This window comes from Pseudarthrobacter cremeus (assembly GCF_051857465.1).
Taxonomy (GTDB): Bacteria; Actinomycetota; Actinomycetes; order Actinomycetales; family Micrococcaceae; genus Arthrobacter.
Genome location: NZ_JBPZHC010000003.1, coordinates 20,031 through 36,075, shown reverse-complemented (window position 1 = coordinate 36,075; position 16,045 = coordinate 20,031). Strand labels below are relative to the sequence as shown.

The window sequence follows — 16,045 nt, the reverse complement described above, 5'->3', positions numbered from 1 at the left end:
TAGTAAACTGGAGCGCATGACCGAGCACCAACCGGTCCCTTCCCAGGCCGCGGAGGCTCCCGCCGTCGTCGACACTTCCGTGCGCAGCCCGGCGCAGCGGTCCCGCACGTTCGCCGGCATCCTGATAAACACCGGCGTCGCCAACATCACCACCAGCTACCTGTGGTTCGCCCTGACCTTCTGGGTGTATCTGGAGACGCGCAACGTGATCGCCACCGGAGTGATCGGTGGTGCGTACATGCTGCTGATCGCCCTTTCAAGCATCAGCTTCGGCACCTTCGTGGACCGCTACCGCAAGCTGGCCGTGATGCGCTTCGCCGCCGGTTTCACCCTGGTGATGTTCGTGCTGTCCGGGGTCTTGTTCCTGCTGACACCTGCTGCGCTGATGCTGGACCTCACCCAGCCGTGGTTCTGGTTCCTCACCATGATCATCCTGATCGGGGCGGTGGTGGAAAACATGCGCAACATCGCCCTGTCCACCACGGTCACCATCCTCATCGAGCCGGACCGGCGGGACAAAGCCAATGGTCTGGTGGGCATGGTCCAGGGATTGATGTTCATCATCACCTCAGTGCTGTCCGGGCTGTCCGTCGGGTTGCTGGGGATGGGCTGGACGATCGTCGTCTCGTTGGTGCTCACGGCACTGGCCTTCGCCCACCTGCTGACCCTGCGGATGCCCGAAGAGGTGCGCGCCGCCGCCACGGACGCGCAGGGCGGGTTCGACCTTCGCGGCTCCCTCGCCGCAGTGCTGGCCATTTCCGGCCTGTTCGCACTGATCCTGTTCTCCACGTTCAACAACTTCATCGGCGGCGTCTACATGGCACTGATGGATCCGTATGGCCTGGAGATGTTCCCGGTGGAGGTGTGGGGGGCCGTTTTTGCGCTCGGCTGCACAGGGTTCATCATCGGCGGCGCACTGATCGGCAAGTTCGGGCTGGGGTCCAACCCGTTGCGCACCATGCTCATCGCGGTCATCGCGATGGGGGCACTGGGGGCGGTGTTCACGCTGCGGGAGTGGGCCTGGCTGTACGTCGCGGGCATCTGGTTGTATCTGGTCCTGGTGCCTTTCGTGGAGGCTGCCGAGCAGACGGTCATCCAGCAGGTGGTGCCCTTGCCCCGGCAAGGCCGCGTGTTCGGATTCGCCATGGCGTTCGAATCCGCGGCGGCGCCGGTCACCGCGTTCCTCATCGCACCGATTGCCCAGTTCTGGATCATCCCGTACGCCCGGTCAGTCGGCGGCGCCGCGCAGCTCGCCCCGCTGCTGGGCGAAGGCACCTCCCGCGGCATCGCCCTCGTGTTCCTGGTGGCCGGAATCATCATGATCATCGCCGCGCTGCTGGCTTTCCTCACCCCCGTCTACCGCCGGGTCTCGGAGTCCTATGCGCGGGCCGCTGCAGAGGCGGCGGAGGCGGCGACTTCCGGCACTTCAGCGGAACCGTAGTCAGCGCGCGGCGGGACGCTCCGGTACGTACCTCCGGCGCGCCGCCACGGTCAGGGAATGAGGTTCTCGGCCCGGTAGCGGTCGAAGAGCGCGGTGAAGGCGTCAAGGGTCCGCCGGTAACCGGTGAACCCTGCATCCCGGCTCTTGCCCATGTCTGTCACGACCTCGATGCCGCGCCCAAGGTCGCTGTCCGTGTGCCACCAGGAGGCCACGCGGTCCAGGTCCGGCTCGCGAAGGTTATGGCGTCCGGCAAGTTCCCTCCACTGGTTCTCCCGCCCGGTCATGGACTCCTCGAGGGGGCGGGGCTGCCCTTTGTAGCCCTCCCACTCCACGCCGAAGTAGGCTGCGAGCTTTGGCCACATCCAGCGCCAGCGGAAGATGTCGCCGTTGACGATATTGAACGCCTCGTTGGCGGCCTGCGGTGTGGTGGAGGCCCAGATCATGTGCTCGGCGAGGAGGCCGGCCTCGGTCATGTCGGTCAGTCCGTTCCACTGCGTTTCGGAGCCGGGGAAGACGAACGGCTCCCCGCTCTCCCTACAGAGGGTGGCTTGGGCGGCCAGCGTGAGGCCCATGTTCATGGCGTTGCCCACCGCGTGCCCGATCACCGTGTGGGCGCGGTGCACGGACCAGGTGAAGCCTTGCTCCGCGGCAGCGGCCCAGAGTTCGTCTTCCTGGGCGTAGTAGAAGTTCGGTACCGGCAGGCGCGGTTCCTCCTCGTGGAAGGGCGTATCGGCCATCTTTCCGGCTGCGTACGCCTCGAAGGGTCCGAGGTAGTGCTTGAGGCCGGTCATCAGGGCAACGTGGGCCACGTCTTTGCCCCGGAGCGCGGCGAGGAGATCGCGCAGCATGCCGGCATTGACGGCGATGTTCTCCTCTTCCGTCTCCTGCCGGGACCATGCCGTGAAGAAGACATGCGAAGGATTCTCCGGCCCGAGCACCTTGGTCAATGACGCAGCCGAGGTCAGGTCAGCGGACAGCCACCGAACGCCGGGGCGTTCGGCCCCGGGCCGGCGGGACAGGGCAAGGACGGCCCACCCTTCGGCCGCCAAGTTCCCGACGAGGGCGGATCCGGCGATGCCGGTGGCCCCCACCACGAGAGCCGTTCGCCCTGTGCCCGCTGTTGTACCTGCGCCGATGGTCATGGAGCTCCTCCTGGTGTTGTTGCCCGTGTCCCTAGAGCGACAAGCGACCGCTCCCGGCAGATATTCCAACCGGCAATACCGGCGCGGCCAGCAGGCCGTCGCGCATCACCGCGACGGCGTCGGTCAGCGGGACGAACTCCGTGTCGTGGGTGACCATCACCGTGGCCACCTGGAATTCGTCCGTCACCCGGCGCAGCAGCCCCACAATCGAGGCGCTCCGCGCATGGTCCAGCGCCGCCGTCGGCTCATCCACCAGGAGGACCTTCGGGCTGCCCATCAGGGCACGGGCGATGTTTACCCGCTGCCGCTGGCCGCCCGAAAGCTGGTGCGGCCGCTTGTCCGCTGAGGCCGCCAGGCCCACGAGGTCCAGGAGCCCGGCAGCCCGGGAACGCGCTGCCTTCAGGGCGTTGCCGCGCAGGTGGTCGCCGATCATCAGCTGCTCGACGGCGGTCAGGGAGGCCAGGAGATTGGGCTGCTGGAAGATGATGCCCACCGTGTCCCTGCGCAGCGCGGTGAGTTCCTTGTCCTTGAGGCCGGCCGTGCTGGTGCCGTCAATGATCACGACCCCGCGGGTGGGGCGGACCAGGGTGGCGGCAACGGCCAGCAGGCTGGACTTGCCCGAGCCGGACGGCCCCACGAGCGAGACCATCCGGCCCGCCCCGACGCTGAGGCTGACGTTGTCCAGTGCCTTGACGGTGCCGCCCCCGTCCGGGTATTCGAGGGTAACGTTGCTGAGGGTCAGCGGGTGGGTGAGGGTTGAGCCGGTGGTTGAGGCAGCCAGGGGTGAGGTGACAGACATGGGGGAGTTCCTTTCGGGAAGAAGTGGAGGAAGAAGGGTTAGTTGCCGCCGAGGGCAATCAGGGGATCGACGGCGGTGACGCGGCGGACCGCCAGTGCGGCCCCGGCCAGGCCCAGAGCCACAATCCCCAGCACCGGAAGCAGGGTGGTGGCCGGCGTGATCAGGAACGGCGCGGCCTGGGCTGCGGCGAATCCGCCGAGCAGGCCGATTGCCCCGCCCAGGCCCGCGCCCGCCAGCAGCACCAGGGCGGCCTGGGCGATGGCATCGCGCAGCACGTAGCCGCCGGAAGCACCCAATGCCTTGAGCACGGCGATGTCGCGGGTCCGCTGCACCGTCCACACGGTCAGGAAAGCAACAATCACCAGGGCCGAAATGCCGTAGAGGAACGCCTGCATCAGCATCAGCGAACCGTTCTCGCTCTTGTAGGAGCCCAGCGCCTGGAACGAACCCGTGCGGCTGGTGCTGACCGTGCGCGCCAGCGCATTCGCCGCCGTCTCATCCACCACGGCGCCATCCTTGTACGTGACCGCGACCACGGTGGCCACCGGTGGGTTGCCCGGGGCGGTCCGCCGTGCGCCGCCCGCCGCGCTGCCCTGTGTGCTGCCCGCCGGGGCAAGGTGCGCCACCTCGGCCCACGTTGGCAGGGCCGTCCACACCACGCCGGTGTGGGAATACCACTGGTCAGCCACGACGGCGGTGACCGTCAGGCCGGTGCCGCCCACTGTGGCCGTGTCCCCGACCTCGAGCGACAGATCGGCCGCCACGGTCGATCCGATCACCACCGCCCCAGCCTGGACCGGCGCCGGAGCCAGCTGACCGCCGTCGGCCACGCCGAACACCGCCACATTGGTGGTGCCGCCGTCGCCGCCCTGGAGGCGGGACTGGCTGATTCCCAGGGCTTCGGCCCGGTCCACCCCGGCGACGTGCTGCCAGCTGTCCACCTGCGCGGCCGTCACTTCACTTTCGGTGAAGGACGCTGTGGGCTCGTTGGTGCCCGGCGCGCCGAACACGATGCTGTCCACCGGCCGGGACGCGGTGCCGGTCCCGGCGCCGGAACCGGACACGGCGCCCAGCTTTCCGATGGCGGAGGTGGACTGGTCGCCCAGCCCGGCGGTGAGCCCGGAGAGCAGCACCAGCAGTACCGTCACCAGGGCCACGACGCCGCCCATAAGGGCGAACCGTCCTTTGGCGAACCGGATATCGCGGATTGCGAGAAACACGTTGTACTTCCTTCGATCGGGGGAATTCCTTCTCTATCCACTGTCCTTTCCGGAGCCCCGGCCCACATCGGGGACCTGGTTGATCCGGGCGGGAGGAAAGGCTGAGCCTGCGGTCAACCTTTTGGTTGATCCGCCCGCCCCCGGAGGCGCATAAGCTGATGAAATGCTTGCCGCGGACCCACAGACCACGCCGTCGGGTGCCGCCATCCTGCGGTTCCTGCGGGTGACGCTGCATATCGGGTTCGCAGTGTTGCTGCTCGTGGCCGTCCTGCGCCTGCACTGGGGGGACGGCACGGCCGACGGCGGCGCTCCAGTGGGAGCGCAACGTTACGTTTGGTCGGCGCTCGCCCTGGCCCTCGCAGGCGCGTATCTCGCCGGCACCGTGCTGGAGAAGCGGTACGCCGCGGGCCGTTCCGGCTTCAACCCGCACCCCTACGCTGTCCTGTGGCTGGCCCTGGTGACGGCACTCTGGGCCGTGCTCCTGGCGGGCAGCTCCGATTTTTCCTGGCTGGCTTTTCCGCTGTTCTTCCTGCACCTGCATGTGCTGCCGCGCCGGATTGCCCTGCTCACCATCACCGTGATGACAGCGGCCGTGATTGCCTCGCAGTGGCTGGCCAGCGGGCTGCCGGCGCCCACCCTGCCCGTGGTTCTGGGCCCGCTGCTGGGTGCCGGGTTCGCCGTCGTCACCGGCCTCGGATACCGGGCATTGTTCCTGGAAGGCGAGTCGCAGCGGCTGGCCGCGGACGAGCTCCGGCGGACCCGCGCCGAGCTGGCCAGAACCCAGCACGAGGCCGGTGTGGCGGCCGAGCGGGAGCGCCTGGCCCGCGAAATCCACGACACCCTGGCACAGGGCCTGTCCAGCATCGTCCTCGTGGCACGCGCCGCCGAGAAGTCCCTTTCCGCCGGCGATCTTGCCACCGCCGCGGAGCGGTTGGCGCTGGTGCAGCAGACGGCATCCGGAAACCTGGCCGAGGCCCGCAGCTTTGTCCGCGGGCTCACTTCCCCACAGCTGCAGGAGTCCTCGCTCGCCGAAAGCCTGCAGCGGCTCTGCGGGGAAACCGAAACCCTGGCGGCTGCCCGGGGCGATGGGCTCCGCTGCCGGTTCGAGCTGGTGGGCGATCCCGCGGAGCTGCCGCCGCAGTACAGCGTCACCCTGCTGCGGGCCGCCCAGGCCAGCCTCGCCAACGTCAGGCAGCACGCAAAGGCAAGCACCGCCGTCGTCACCCTGGCGTTCCTCGGTGACGAGGTCACCCTTGACGTATACGACGACGGCACGGGCTTTTCGCCGGGAGCGGCGGGTTCCGGCGTGGCCGGCCGGCCGGACGGCAGCGGATTCGGGCTGCGCTCGCTGGCTGCGCGCGTGGGCGAGCTGGATGGCTCGCTGGAGGTGGAGGCGGCACCCGGCGAGGGGACCGTCGTCGCCGTCCGGCTGCCCCTCACCGGGGATGCGTTGTCCGCTCCGGGGGAGCGGTCCTGATGGGGAGCCTGCGCATTCTGCTGGTGGACGACCACCCCGTGGTCCGGGCCGGGCTGCGTGCCATGCTTACTGAATTTGACGACTTCAGCGTGGCGGCCGAAGCCCCGGACGGGGACGCCGCGCTGCGTGAGCTCGCCCGGCTCCGGGCCCTGGGGGAGCGGGTGGATGTGGTGCTGATGGATCTGCAGATGGGCGCCGGGATGGACGGGGTTACGGCCACGGCAGCGATCCGGCAGCTGGATTCCCCGCCGCCGGTCCTGATCCTGACCACATACGACACCGAATCGGACATCCTGGCGGCGGTGGAGGCCGGCGCGAGCGGGTACATGCTCAAGGACGCGCCGCCGGAACAGGTCCGCCAGGCTGTGCTGTCCGCCGCTGCCGGTGAGACGGCGCTGGCCCCGAAGGTTGCGGCACTGCTGATGTCGCGGATCAGCAGCCCGCAAACGGCCCTGACTGCCCGCGAAGTGCAGCTGCTCGAACTGCTCGCCACCGGACTGACCAACCGCGCCATCGCCCGGAAACTGTTCATCTCCGAGGCCACCGTCAAGACCCACCTGGTGCACATCTACGGCAAGCTCGGCGTGGACAACCGCACCTCCGCCATCGCCCTGGCCGCGCAGCGAAGGATCATCCGCACTCCTGGCCACTGAATTGTCCGAGGGCGGTGCCATACTGAGGGGTGCATCGGCCTGCAGTATGGGGGAGCGTCGGAAATGGTTCTGGAAACAATCACCTTGAGGGTCACATTCGGCCTGATGTCCTTGGTGCTCGGTACGCTGTTCTACTTCTTCTCTTACCGCCCCGCACGGTCCCCGTACAGCGGCTGGTGGTGCGTGGCCCTGGCCCTCTTTCTGACCGGAGCCCTTGCCTTCCTGCTGGATGGGACGCCCCACCAGGTGTGGGCCAATCCGCTGGGGAATGTCCTGCTGGTGGCGGGGGCGGTGAGCGTTTGGGCCAGTGCGCGTTCACTGCGACGGCTGGCGCCCTCGCCATGGATGTTCGCTGCAGCGCCGGCTGTGACTTTGCTGGCCGCCATCTTTGATAATCCGGCAACGAATACCTGGCCCGGCGGACCGGTGTTTCTGGCCTCGATGAGCGTGATGTTCGGGCTGGCCACTAGAGAGATATGGCCGGCGGAACCTGCTGAGGCGCGCGTCCGGTTCCCCATGGCGGCGTCGTCCGGACTGGTGTCCGTCTTTTACCTGGGCCGCATGATCGCTTTCCTTGCGGATGGGCCGCACGGCGCCACATTCGAGTTGTTCTTCGGCTCTTCAGTCACCACCATCATCACCATGGTGCTGCTGGTGGTGGTGTCCTTCAGCATGTCAGGACTCACCAGCGAGCAGCAGACCCGCGCCCTGCGCATGGTGGCTACCCGCGACGACCTCACGGGTTTGCTTAACCGCAAAACGTTTCTTGAGCTGGCGGCGAAAGAGGTGGCAGACCCCGGCGTGGCGTGGCGGGCCGGCGCGCTGGTCCTTGCGGATCTGGACCACTTCAAGTCGGTCAACGACACCCACGGCCACGCCGCCGGCGACGTTGCCCTGCAGTCATTCGCCGGCGCGTGCCTGAACACCGTCCGGTCCACGGATCTGGTGGGCAGGTACGGCGGGGAAGAGTTTGTCCTCCTGCTCCCAGGCGCCTCCGCATCGAGGGCGGAAATGATAGCCGGCGAGATCAGCCGCCACCTCGCCCAGGTCCCCACCGCCGACGGCTTGGAAATGCCCACTGTCAGTTACGGGGTGGCCCTGTACGACGCCGGGACCTCCGGTGTGGAGGACCTCATTGCCTCCGCCGACCGGGCACTCTACATGGCCAAGTCGCAGGGCCGGAACCGGACTGTCCACAGCGAGTGAAGCGGCCCGGCCCGGCGGCTTTGGCAGCACCGTGTCCGACTGAAGGGGCGGATGGGGTGCGGGTGGCTGGCTCATTGAACAGAGGCTGAATCGAAAGTTTCGCCCCTGCACTAACCGACTGTGTGGACATAAGTCTTGTACTCCTGGAACTCCTCGAGGGCTCGCAGTCCCCTGAGACGGCCAAGGCCGCTTTGCTTGAACCCGCCCTCCTCGAACTGATCGGCCATCACCACCCAGGAGTTGGTCCACACCGTTCCGGCCTTGAGGCGTCGGGCCACCCGGAGGGGCCGGTCGACGTCCCGGCTCCAGATCGCCGCGGAGAGTCCGTAGCGCGTGCCATTGGCCAACGCGACGGCCTCGTCCTCGCTATCGAAGACCTCAAACGTCGCGACGGGGCCAAAGATCTCCTCTTGGACGAGCTCGCTCTCCACCTTGTCGACCTGGAGGAGGCTCGGGCGGTAGAAGGCGCTGCCGGCGGCGACGATTCCGCCTCGGACCAACGGCTTGGCACCGGCGTCGATGGCTCTGCGTACGAAGCCGTCGACACGGCGCGCACTGGCCGCGTCGATCAGCGGGCCCATGTCGCTGGCGGGATCGTCTCCCGGGCCCACCACCACGGCCTCGAGAGCCGCCGCGAGCCGGTCCCGAAGCTTGCCGCTGATGCCGCGTTGCGCGAGGACCCGGCTCCCCGTCATGCAAAACTGTCCGGCAAAGACCGTTACGCCTTTTGTCAGAACGGTCACGGCGGTGTCGAGATCGGCGTCGTCAAAGACGATCATGGGTGTCTTTCCGCCCAGCTCAAGCAGGATCCGCTTGAGCGTGGGCGCAGCGCCCGCCATGATTTCGCGGCCCACGCGGGTGCTTCCGGTGTATGAGAGTGCCGCCACGAGCGGTGACGTGCCAAGCTCTCGTGCCAGCAGGTCTCCGGATTCGGTGAGCGAGCTGAGGACACCGGGCGGGAGGCCGGGCGTGTCCGCATAGATCTCGTGGAGGATGCCGTTCACGAGCCCTGTCTGGGCGGGCATCTTCACCACAGCAGTGCAGCCGGCGGCCAGCGCCGGGGCAAATGAACGGACCGAGAGGATAACCGGCGAATTCCACGGGACGATAACCCCTGCGACACCGATCGGTTCAGGCACCGAGGACATGTGTACGCCCGCGCGGACCTCTGCCGCGCGCCCGGATGAGGTCAGGGCGAGTGCGGCACAGTATCGGAGCGTCGCGGGCGCACCTCCCACCTCGCCGCGGGCCTCCCCGACGAGTTTTCCGTTCTCCCGCGAGAGCATCTTCATCAGGTCCGGGCCGCGAGCTTCAATACGGTCGGCGAGTTGATTGAGCACCTTGTGCCGGAGATGCCTGTCGGCAGCCCAGCCGGTCTCATCAAACGCCCTCCCAGCGGCCGCGAGTGCTGCCTGCACCTGCGCCGCATCTGCCTCCGTGTACGCTCCCAGAACGGATCCGTCTGCCGGCGACCGCGAAACGCTCCCCTCGGGATGGATGATAAGTTCGCCGTTGACGAAGTTCCCCGCTTCTGCCCCGTGCATCCCGATGTTCATGCGGTCTCCTCACGTTGTCGCGCACCTGCACACCACGTTGAAGTTCCTTTTCGAATACTGGCTGCTTCTTTGCTGCAGGTCTTAGGACTACTGTGACGCAGCGCGTGTATTCGAGGAAGGCGGAGTTTTTGATATCAAGTATCCGTCCGGCAGATAGTCGGATGGGGCCCAACTACCCGTCGGTGTTGAGCTTCCCCGCCAGCCGTTCGCGCATCTGGATGCTGGCGGCGTTCAGCCCGATCAGTTCCACTTCGCGGCCGTGCCGGCGGTACTTTTCCGTGACGGCGTCGAGCACGGCAATCGTGGAGGCGTCCCACAGGTGCGAGGCGTGCAGGTCCACCACCACGCGGCTGATGTCCGGCCCGGCGTCCAGGGCGTACTCGAACTGCGTGTAGAGGTCATTGGAGGACGCGAAGAACAGTTCGCCGTCCACGGTGTAGGTGGCCACGTTCTCGCCGTTAAGTTCGATGACGGTGCGCTCCACAGTGGCGAAATGCGCCACCCGCCGGGCGAACAGGGCCATGGCCGCGAGGACACCGGCCCCGACGCCGATGGCCAGGTTGTGCGTCACCGACACCACGGCGACGGTGATCAACATAACGGCGGTCTCGGACCTGGGCATCCGGCGCAGGGTCCGTGGCGCAATGGAGTGCCAGTCGAAGGTGATGGCTGAAACGAAGATCATCACAGCCACCAGGGCGGCCATGGGGATGAGGCCCACCACATCACCAAGGACCACCACCAGGATCAGCAGGAAAACGCCGGCCAGGAACGTGGACACCCTGCTCCGGGCTCCGGCGCCCTTGACGTTGATCATGGTCTGGCCAATCACGGCGCAGCCGCCCATCCCGCCGAAGAAGCCGGTGACGATGTTCGCCACGCCCTGGCCCCAGGATTCACGGGTTTTGTTGGAGCGGGTGTCCGTGATGTCGTCCACCAGCTTGGCGGTCATCAGCGATTCCAGCAGCCCCACCAGCGCCATGGACAGCGAGAACGGGGCGATGATCTGGAGTGTTTCCCAGGTCAGCGGCACGCTGGGGACAAAGAGCGAGGGCAGGCTCTCAGGCAGCTGTCCCTTGTTCTGGACGGTGGGCACATCGACGCCGGCAAGCACGGCGAACAGGGTGAGCACCACGATCGCCACCAAAGGTGACGGCACCGCCGTCGTAATTCTGGGCAGTCCCACCACAATGACCAGGCCCACGGCCACGAGCGGGTACACCATCCACGGCACGCCGATCAGCTCGGGGAGCTGGGCCATGAACACCAGGAGCGCCAGGGCGTTGACGAAGCCCACCATCACCGAGCGCGGGATGAAGCGCATGAGCCGGGTGACGCCCAGGACCGCCAGCAGGATCTGGAAAACCCCGGCCAGGATCACCGCAGAGATCAGGTAGTCGAGGCCGTGGCTGCGCATCAGCGGCGCAATCACGAGTGCGACGGCGCCCGTGGCTGCCGAAATCATGGCTGGCCGGCCGCCCACAAAGGAGATGGTCACCGCCATGGTGAAGGAGGCGAACAGCCCGATCCGGGGATCGACGCCGGCGATCACCGAGAAGGCGATGGCCTCCGGAATCAGGGCCAGCGCCACCACGAGGCCTGCCAGTGCTTCGGTCTTGAGCCGGCGGGCAGAGCGGAGGGTGGCGCGGACCGACTGGAGCTGCTGCGGAGTGCCGGTCCGGGCGTCCGGGACGGTTCGTGCGGCCATTGCGTGGTCCAATCGTGCTGTCGAAGTGCGCGGCGGCTGCTTCGGTTTTCGTCCGGGATGGGCGGCGCGGCGTCACACCGGGAAATGAGGGGGCGCGGCTGCCCCTAACATTCTGGGGCATGCCGCAGGCCAACTGCTAAAATGGCGTGGTTGAAGGCGGCCTATAGCTGGTCCAGCCGGCGCCGTAACGCAAGTAGGGGACCACACATAAACATGACGGCAGGCGGTTCACACCTGAGCACTTCGGAGAGTTCCCCTGGCCCGTCCAAAAAGACGGCGGCCGCGGCGGAACTCCCGCGCTCAGTAGCGCCTGACTCCACCCACTCGCTGGCCAAGCGCCGGGCCTACATCGCCATCTGGCAGGGGTTCCTCGGCGCGCTGATGATGTTCGTGGGCTCGATCGGAACAGGCTGGATCGCCAACGGTTCACCCATGATCCGGCAGCCCGTGGTCATCGCGCTGCGGACCGAAGGCTGGGGCGTCACCCTGTCCACGGTCCTGCTGACGGTGGGGGCAATGCTCCTGATGCGCTCCTGGCTTCGGCTGGGGCAGAGGCTGGGTGACTGGAGCGGATCGTCCCTGCGCTCGGTGGTGATAGCCATCTCCGCCTGGTCCTTGCCCCTCCTGCTGGCCGTGCCCATCTTCTCCCGCGACGTCTACGCCTATACCGGCCAGGGCCGCCTGGTCCTGGAAGGCCAGAACCCCTACGCCGCCGGCATTTCCACCCTCAACAACTGGTTCTCGCTCGGCGCCGACCCGGCCTGGGCCGAAGCCCGGACGCCCTACGGACCGTACTTCCTGTGGCTTGCCCGCGGCGTGGTTGAACTGACCGGGGCGCAACCGGACGTCTCCGTCCTGCTGTTCCGCCTGCTCGCGGGCGGCGGGGTGGTCCTCTGCATCATCTACGTGCCCAAACTGGCCGAACTCCACGGCATCAACGGCGCCCGCGCACTCTGGATCGCGGTCGCCAACCCGCTGTTCCTCATCAGCTTCGTCGCCAGCGCCCACAACGACGCACTGATGGTTGGCCTCGCCGTCGCCGGCGTCTACTTCGCGGCGACCAAGCGCTACCTCATGGGCATCCTGCTGGTCACGGCGTCCATCGGAATCAAGCCGATCACCGTTCTGCTGCTCCCGTTCATCGGGGTCATGTGGGCCGGGCCGGGTGCCTCCTGGACCCGCAAGTTCCTCATTTGGGGCGCGACGGCGGGAATGAGTTTTGGCGTGCTGGCCGTCAGCGGGCTGCCGTACAACCTCGGGATGGGCTGGGTCTGGGCGATCATGGACCCGACGCCGGGTTACACCGGCTATTCGCCGTCAGGCTTCCTGGGGCAGCAGGTGGAGTTCCTCGGCAACGTGCTGGGGCTGCCCGGCGGAACGTTCGCCGACCTGCTGCGCACCGGCATGAAATGGACGGCCATTGCGTTGGTCCTGCTGCTGATGTTCCGCGGCGACTATTCGCGTGCGGTGCGCCGCATGGCATTGGCGTTCACCGCCGTCGTGATGCTTTCGCCCATCATCCAGCCCTGGTACATCCTCTGGTTCCTGCCGTTCCTGGCCGTCACAGGCATCCGCAACGACTGGCAGATCCGGAGCCTCTACGTCGGCGTCACGTTCTTTGTGGTGTTCGGTGCGCAGGACCAGCTCTCCGTCTGGTCCTTCGTGGAGCTGCCCATTGACGCGTCGTCGCTGGCGTTCGTGACGGCGCTGCTGTTCACCTTCTACCTGCTGTTCCTCGATGTCCACACGCGGAAGCTGCTGATCGAGGCCAAGCCCTCGGACTCTGCGCGGCGGGTTTGGCGCTGGGTACTGGCCCAGTGGCAGGGCCTCCGCACCCGCTGACCCGACAGAGCGGCTGCCTGGTGGCGGGGAATGCTAGTAAACGGAGCCTTCGAGCAGCTCGGAGAGCCTGCCGGCCGCCCGCCGCAGTTCAGGGACGCCCGCCTTCAGGCTTGCCTCGCTGGCGGCCTCGACCGGACTGGTGAGGGAAATGGATTCGCTGGGGCGCCCTGTCCTGTTCGGCACGGCGACGGCCACCGAAAGGACCCCCGTGGCCCGTTCGTCGGCGGAGTAGGCATAGTCGGCGCCGGGCTCGGGCAGCCGGGAGCGCAGTATTTCCGGGGTGAACGTGGACTTTTCCTGACCGGCGGCGATGGCTGCCGCGACTACCTGCCGGAGTTCGTCGTCAGAGGCTGAGGTGAGCAGGATCTTGCCGGCAGCGCCTGCTGAAAGAGGAAGCCGCTTGCCTAGCGGCAGGTCGTACCTCAGGGGGGCCTCGCCGTCGACGCGGGCCACCAGGATCCGCTCAAACCCAAGCCGTGTGTACAGCGATGCCGTGAGCCCGGTCTGCGATGCCACCTGCTGCAGGACGGGACGGGCGGCCACAACAAGGGGATCGTTCTCCAGGAAACTCCGGGCTGCCGGAAGGACGGCCGGCCCGATCCGGTAGGACTTGTCGGTCTGGCTGACCATCCCGAAGTCCTGGAGCACCCGCAGGATCCGCAGCGTGGTGGGCAGGCTCATGCCGCACGTCCTGGCCAGGTCGCTGAGCCGCTGGGGGCGCTCGGCCCGCTGGAGCTCTGCGAATACTTCCAGGGCCCGGGAGAGGGACCGCATGTTTGAGGCCTTCGGGCCGTCTTCCGCAGAGCCGCCCGAGTGGGTGGAGGTCGCCGTCGTCATCCTTTCATTCTATGTAAGTCCCTTGCGCTTGACAGTACCTGTGTCTGGTGTCACTATTTCTCTGTACGCAATATAGTTCCACTGTATGAAATGAATCAACGGACAGTTAGAAGGAACCGATGACAACGGAGTCACTGTTGACGAAACCCGGGCGCAAGATACGGGTTGCTCCCTCTGTGCTGACGGGCATTGGTGCGTTTGCCGCCGTCGGCGTCTACGTCCTGGTCAGCTCGGTGGAACTGGGCCTCTGGACGTCCCTGGGCCCCGGCCCGGGTTTGTTCCCGTTTGCCATGGGGGCAGTCCTTGCCGCCATGTCAGTCCTCTGGCTGAGCCAGGAACTCCGCCGCCCCAGCGAGACCGCCGAAGGCGTTGACCGGGGGCTGGTGATCGCGGTCGTGCTGAGCCTGACCATCCTCGCGGCGGTGATGGACCTCCTCGGGTTCCAGCTGAGCATGTTCCTGTTCCTGCTGTACCACCTGAAACTGCGCGGCCGCAGAACGTGGGTCTCTTCGCTGATCACGGCCCTCGCCGGAAGCGTCGGGGCCTATTACGCCTTCTACTACGGCCTGAACGTGTCGCTGCCAGTTTCCGCCTTTCCCGTGCTGAACACGATCGGACTCTAGACGTGGATACCCTCAACGAACTTATGGGCGGCTTCGCTGCCGCCATGACCTGGCAGAACCTGCTCTTCGCCTTCCTCGGCTGCCTCCTGGGCACCATCATCGGTGTCCTGCCCGGAATCGGCCCCGTCGCCGGCGTCGCACTGCTTATACCGCTCACGCTGAACCTCGATGCAACCGGCGCGATCATCATGCTCTGTGCCATCTTCTACGGCACCGCGTACGGCGGAACCATCACCAGCGTCCTGCTGAACACCCCGGGCGAAGCTGCTTCGGCGATCACCACGATCGACGGCTATGCCATGACGAAAATCGGCAAGGCCGGGGCTGCGCTGACCATCGCCGCCGTCGGATCCTTTGTCGGCGGAACCATCGCAACCATCGGCCTGGTGGCCGCCGCCAAACCCCTGGGGGAGCTGGGCCTGCTCGTGGGGCCGCCCGAATTCTTCGCCCTGATGGTCGTCGGCATCTCCCTGCTCGTCGCGCTCGCCGGCAAGTCCATGGTCAAGGCAGTCATCTCCGGCGCGCTCGGCCTGCTGATCGCCATGGTCGGCATCGACCCCGTCGCCGGTGCCCCGCGGTTCACCTTCGGCATGGACCGGCTCCTCGACGGCGTCAGCTTCGTCGCGGTGATCGTGGGTGTCTTCGGACTCTCGGAACTCCTTTCCTACCGCAAAGACACTGCCGCCCCCACGGTGCACGCCCCGAACCTGCGGTCACTGCTCCCCACCGGCACGGAATGGCGCCGGAGCGCGCCGGCGATGGCACGCGGCACCGGCATCGGCTTCGGCCTGGGCCTCATCCCGGGCATGACCGGATCCGTGTCATCCCTGCTGGCGTACGGTGCGGAAAAGAAATTCTCGCGCTTCCGCAGCCAGCTGGGCAAGGGCGCCATCGAAGGAGTGGCCGGCCCGGAAACAGCCAACAACGCCCATGCCAATGCCGCGCTGATTCCGCTCTTTACGCTCGGCATCCCTGCTTCACCAACGATCGCCGTTTTGATGGGAGCGTTCCTCCAGCAGGGCCTCACCCCGGGCCCCACACTGTTCACCGAACATTCCGAGATTGCCTGGGCGATCATCGCCAGCCTCTTCATCGGAAACCTCCTGCTGCTCCTGCTGAACGTCCCGCTGGTGGGACTGTGGGTCTCCATCCTGCGCGTGCCGTCCACGATCCTGACCGCCCTCATCCTGCTGTTCATGGTGATCGGCGCCTACACCATCAACTTCAGCGTCTTCGACGTCTTCGTGATGATCGGCTTCGGACTTCTCGGCCTGGCCCTGCGGCACCTGGAGATCCCGTTGGCACCCATGGTGCTGACCCTGGTCCTCGGCCCGCTCATGGAGCGTTCCCTGCGGGAGTCCCTCGAAATCTCACAGGGAGACTTCAGCATCTTCACCGGCCGCCCCATCTCCGCAGTCCTGATCGGCATCGGAATCCTGATTGTCTTCAGCCCGCTGCTCAAACTCCGGAAACCCAAAGCGCTCAACGAAGACCCCGAAACCTAAAGCCCGGCATCCACCCCTACTGCACCCAAACGCCCT

At 66.8% G+C, this 16,045-nt stretch carries 13 protein-coding genes; 7 read left to right on the top strand and 6 right to left on the bottom strand.

Translation table 11 applies throughout. The features are described from left to right. The first annotated feature begins 16 nt into the window (after nt 1–16). Nucleotides 17–1,441, top strand: a complete 1,425-nt coding sequence (locus ACS5PJ_RS06760) for an MFS transporter (RefSeq protein ID WP_439434159.1) — start codon at nt 17–19, stop codon at nt 1,439–1,441. Nucleotides 1,442–1,491: 50 nt separating this feature from the next. Here the strand turns inward: ACS5PJ_RS06760 and ACS5PJ_RS06755 are convergent, their stop codons facing one another. From ACS5PJ_RS06755 to ACS5PJ_RS06745, 3 genes are read right to left on the bottom strand one after another with little or no spacing between them, the layout of a single operon-like run. Then, a complete protein-coding gene (locus ACS5PJ_RS06755) occupies nt 1,492–2,583 on the bottom strand; it encodes an SDR family oxidoreductase (RefSeq protein WP_439434158.1) in 1,092 nt (363 codons plus the stop codon). A gap of 31 nt (nt 2,584–2,614) precedes the next feature. Then, on the bottom strand, nt 2,615–3,382 hold the full coding sequence (locus ACS5PJ_RS06750; RefSeq protein ID WP_439434157.1) for an ABC transporter ATP-binding protein: 768 nt from the start codon (nt 3,380–3,382) through the stop codon (nt 2,615–2,617). Nucleotides 3,383–3,420: 38 nt separating this feature from the next. Beyond that, nucleotides 3,421–4,602 (bottom strand): ABC transporter permease, encoded by a 1,182-nt coding sequence (locus ACS5PJ_RS06745; protein ID WP_439434156.1) that lies wholly within the window; start codon nt 4,600–4,602, stop codon nt 3,421–3,423. 163 nt (nt 4,603–4,765) lie between these two features. Between ACS5PJ_RS06745 and ACS5PJ_RS06740 the strand changes: the two genes are divergently transcribed. The 3 genes from ACS5PJ_RS06740 to ACS5PJ_RS06730 all read left to right on the top strand — a co-directional run bounded on the left by ACS5PJ_RS06740 (nt 4,766) and on the right by ACS5PJ_RS06730 (nt 7,938). Further along, nucleotides 4,766–6,079 carry a sensor histidine kinase gene (locus ACS5PJ_RS06740; protein ID WP_439434155.1) on the top strand — a complete coding sequence of 438 codons (1,314 nt, stop codon included), beginning with the start codon at nt 4,766–4,768 and terminating at the stop codon, nt 6,077–6,079. After that, nucleotides 6,079–6,732 (top strand): response regulator, encoded by a 654-nt coding sequence (locus ACS5PJ_RS06735; protein ID WP_439434154.1) that lies wholly within the window; start codon nt 6,079–6,081, stop codon nt 6,730–6,732. The genes ACS5PJ_RS06740 and ACS5PJ_RS06735 overlap by 1 nt, the downstream gene beginning before the upstream one ends. A gap of 63 nt (nt 6,733–6,795) precedes the next feature. Further along, on the top strand, nt 6,796–7,938 hold the full coding sequence (locus ACS5PJ_RS06730) for a GGDEF domain-containing protein (RefSeq protein WP_439434153.1): 1,143 nt from the start codon (nt 6,796–6,798) through the stop codon (nt 7,936–7,938). 110 nt (nt 7,939–8,048) lie between these two features. Here ACS5PJ_RS06730 and ACS5PJ_RS06725 read toward each other — a convergent pair whose 3' ends face one another. Together ACS5PJ_RS06725 and ACS5PJ_RS06720 are read right to left on the bottom strand one after the other, a co-directional pair. Then, the gene (locus tag ACS5PJ_RS06725) at nt 8,049–9,494 is read right to left on the bottom strand and encodes an aldehyde dehydrogenase family protein (RefSeq protein WP_439434152.1); all 1,446 of its coding nucleotides are present in this window, start codon (nt 9,492–9,494) and stop codon (nt 8,049–8,051) included. A gap of 172 nt (nt 9,495–9,666) precedes the next feature. After that, complete coding sequence (locus ACS5PJ_RS06720; protein WP_439434151.1) at nt 9,667–11,202, bottom strand: SulP family inorganic anion transporter; 1,536 nt, start codon at nt 11,200–11,202, stop codon at nt 9,667–9,669. Nucleotides 11,203–11,415: 213 nt separating this feature from the next. Between ACS5PJ_RS06720 and mptB the strand changes: the two genes are divergently transcribed. Next, nucleotides 11,416–13,044 carry a polyprenol phosphomannose-dependent alpha 1,6 mannosyltransferase MptB gene (mptB, locus tag ACS5PJ_RS06715; RefSeq protein WP_439434150.1) on the top strand — a complete coding sequence of 543 codons (1,629 nt, stop codon included), beginning with the start codon at nt 11,416–11,418 and terminating at the stop codon, nt 13,042–13,044. Between the two features lie 33 nt (nt 13,045–13,077). Here mptB and ACS5PJ_RS06710 read toward each other — a convergent pair whose 3' ends face one another. Then, complete coding sequence (locus ACS5PJ_RS06710) at nt 13,078–13,881, bottom strand: IclR family transcriptional regulator (protein ID WP_439434149.1); 804 nt, start codon at nt 13,879–13,881, stop codon at nt 13,078–13,080. A gap of 119 nt (nt 13,882–14,000) precedes the next feature. Between ACS5PJ_RS06710 and ACS5PJ_RS06705 the strand changes: the two genes are divergently transcribed. Both ACS5PJ_RS06705 and ACS5PJ_RS06700 read left to right on the top strand, forming a co-directional pair. Next, the gene (locus tag ACS5PJ_RS06705) at nt 14,001–14,504 is read left to right on the top strand and encodes a tripartite tricarboxylate transporter TctB family protein (protein ID WP_439434148.1); all 504 of its coding nucleotides are present in this window, start codon (nt 14,001–14,003) and stop codon (nt 14,502–14,504) included. A 2-nt stretch (nt 14,505–14,506) separates the two neighbouring features. Continuing rightward, a complete protein-coding gene (locus ACS5PJ_RS06700) occupies nt 14,507–16,009 on the top strand; it encodes a tripartite tricarboxylate transporter permease (protein ID WP_439434147.1) in 1,503 nt (500 codons plus the stop codon). Nucleotides 16,010–16,045 lie beyond the last annotated feature (36 nt).

Excerpts from the sequence above, each read along its gene's own strand:
- ACS5PJ_RS06760 (WP_439434159.1), top strand. The coding sequence starts at position 17 with ATGACCGAGCACCAACCGGTCCCTTCCCAGGCCGCGGAGGCTCCCGCC.
- ACS5PJ_RS06755 (WP_439434158.1), bottom strand. The coding sequence starts at position 2,583 with ATGACCATCGGCGCAGGTACAACAGCGGGCACAGGGCGAACGGCTCTC.
- ACS5PJ_RS06750 (WP_439434157.1), bottom strand. The coding sequence starts at position 3,382 with ATGTCTGTCACCTCACCCCTGGCTGCCTCAACCACCGGCTCAACCCTC.
- ACS5PJ_RS06740 (WP_439434155.1), top strand. The coding sequence starts at position 4,766 with ATGCTTGCCGCGGACCCACAGACCACGCCGTCGGGTGCCGCCATCCTG.
- ACS5PJ_RS06735 (WP_439434154.1), top strand. The coding sequence starts at position 6,079 with ATGGGGAGCCTGCGCATTCTGCTGGTGGACGACCACCCCGTGGTCCGG.
- ACS5PJ_RS06730 (WP_439434153.1), top strand. The coding sequence starts at position 6,796 with ATGGTTCTGGAAACAATCACCTTGAGGGTCACATTCGGCCTGATGTCC.
- ACS5PJ_RS06725 (WP_439434152.1), bottom strand. The coding sequence starts at position 9,494 with ATGAACATCGGGATGCACGGGGCAGAAGCGGGGAACTTCGTCAACGGC.
- ACS5PJ_RS06720 (WP_439434151.1), bottom strand. The coding sequence starts at position 11,202 with ATGGCCGCACGAACCGTCCCGGACGCCCGGACCGGCACTCCGCAGCAG.
- mptB (WP_439434150.1), top strand. The coding sequence starts at position 11,416 with ATGACGGCAGGCGGTTCACACCTGAGCACTTCGGAGAGTTCCCCTGGC.
- ACS5PJ_RS06710 (WP_439434149.1), bottom strand. The coding sequence starts at position 13,881 with ATGACGACGGCGACCTCCACCCACTCGGGCGGCTCTGCGGAAGACGGC.
- ACS5PJ_RS06705 (WP_439434148.1), top strand. The coding sequence starts at position 14,001 with ATGACAACGGAGTCACTGTTGACGAAACCCGGGCGCAAGATACGGGTT.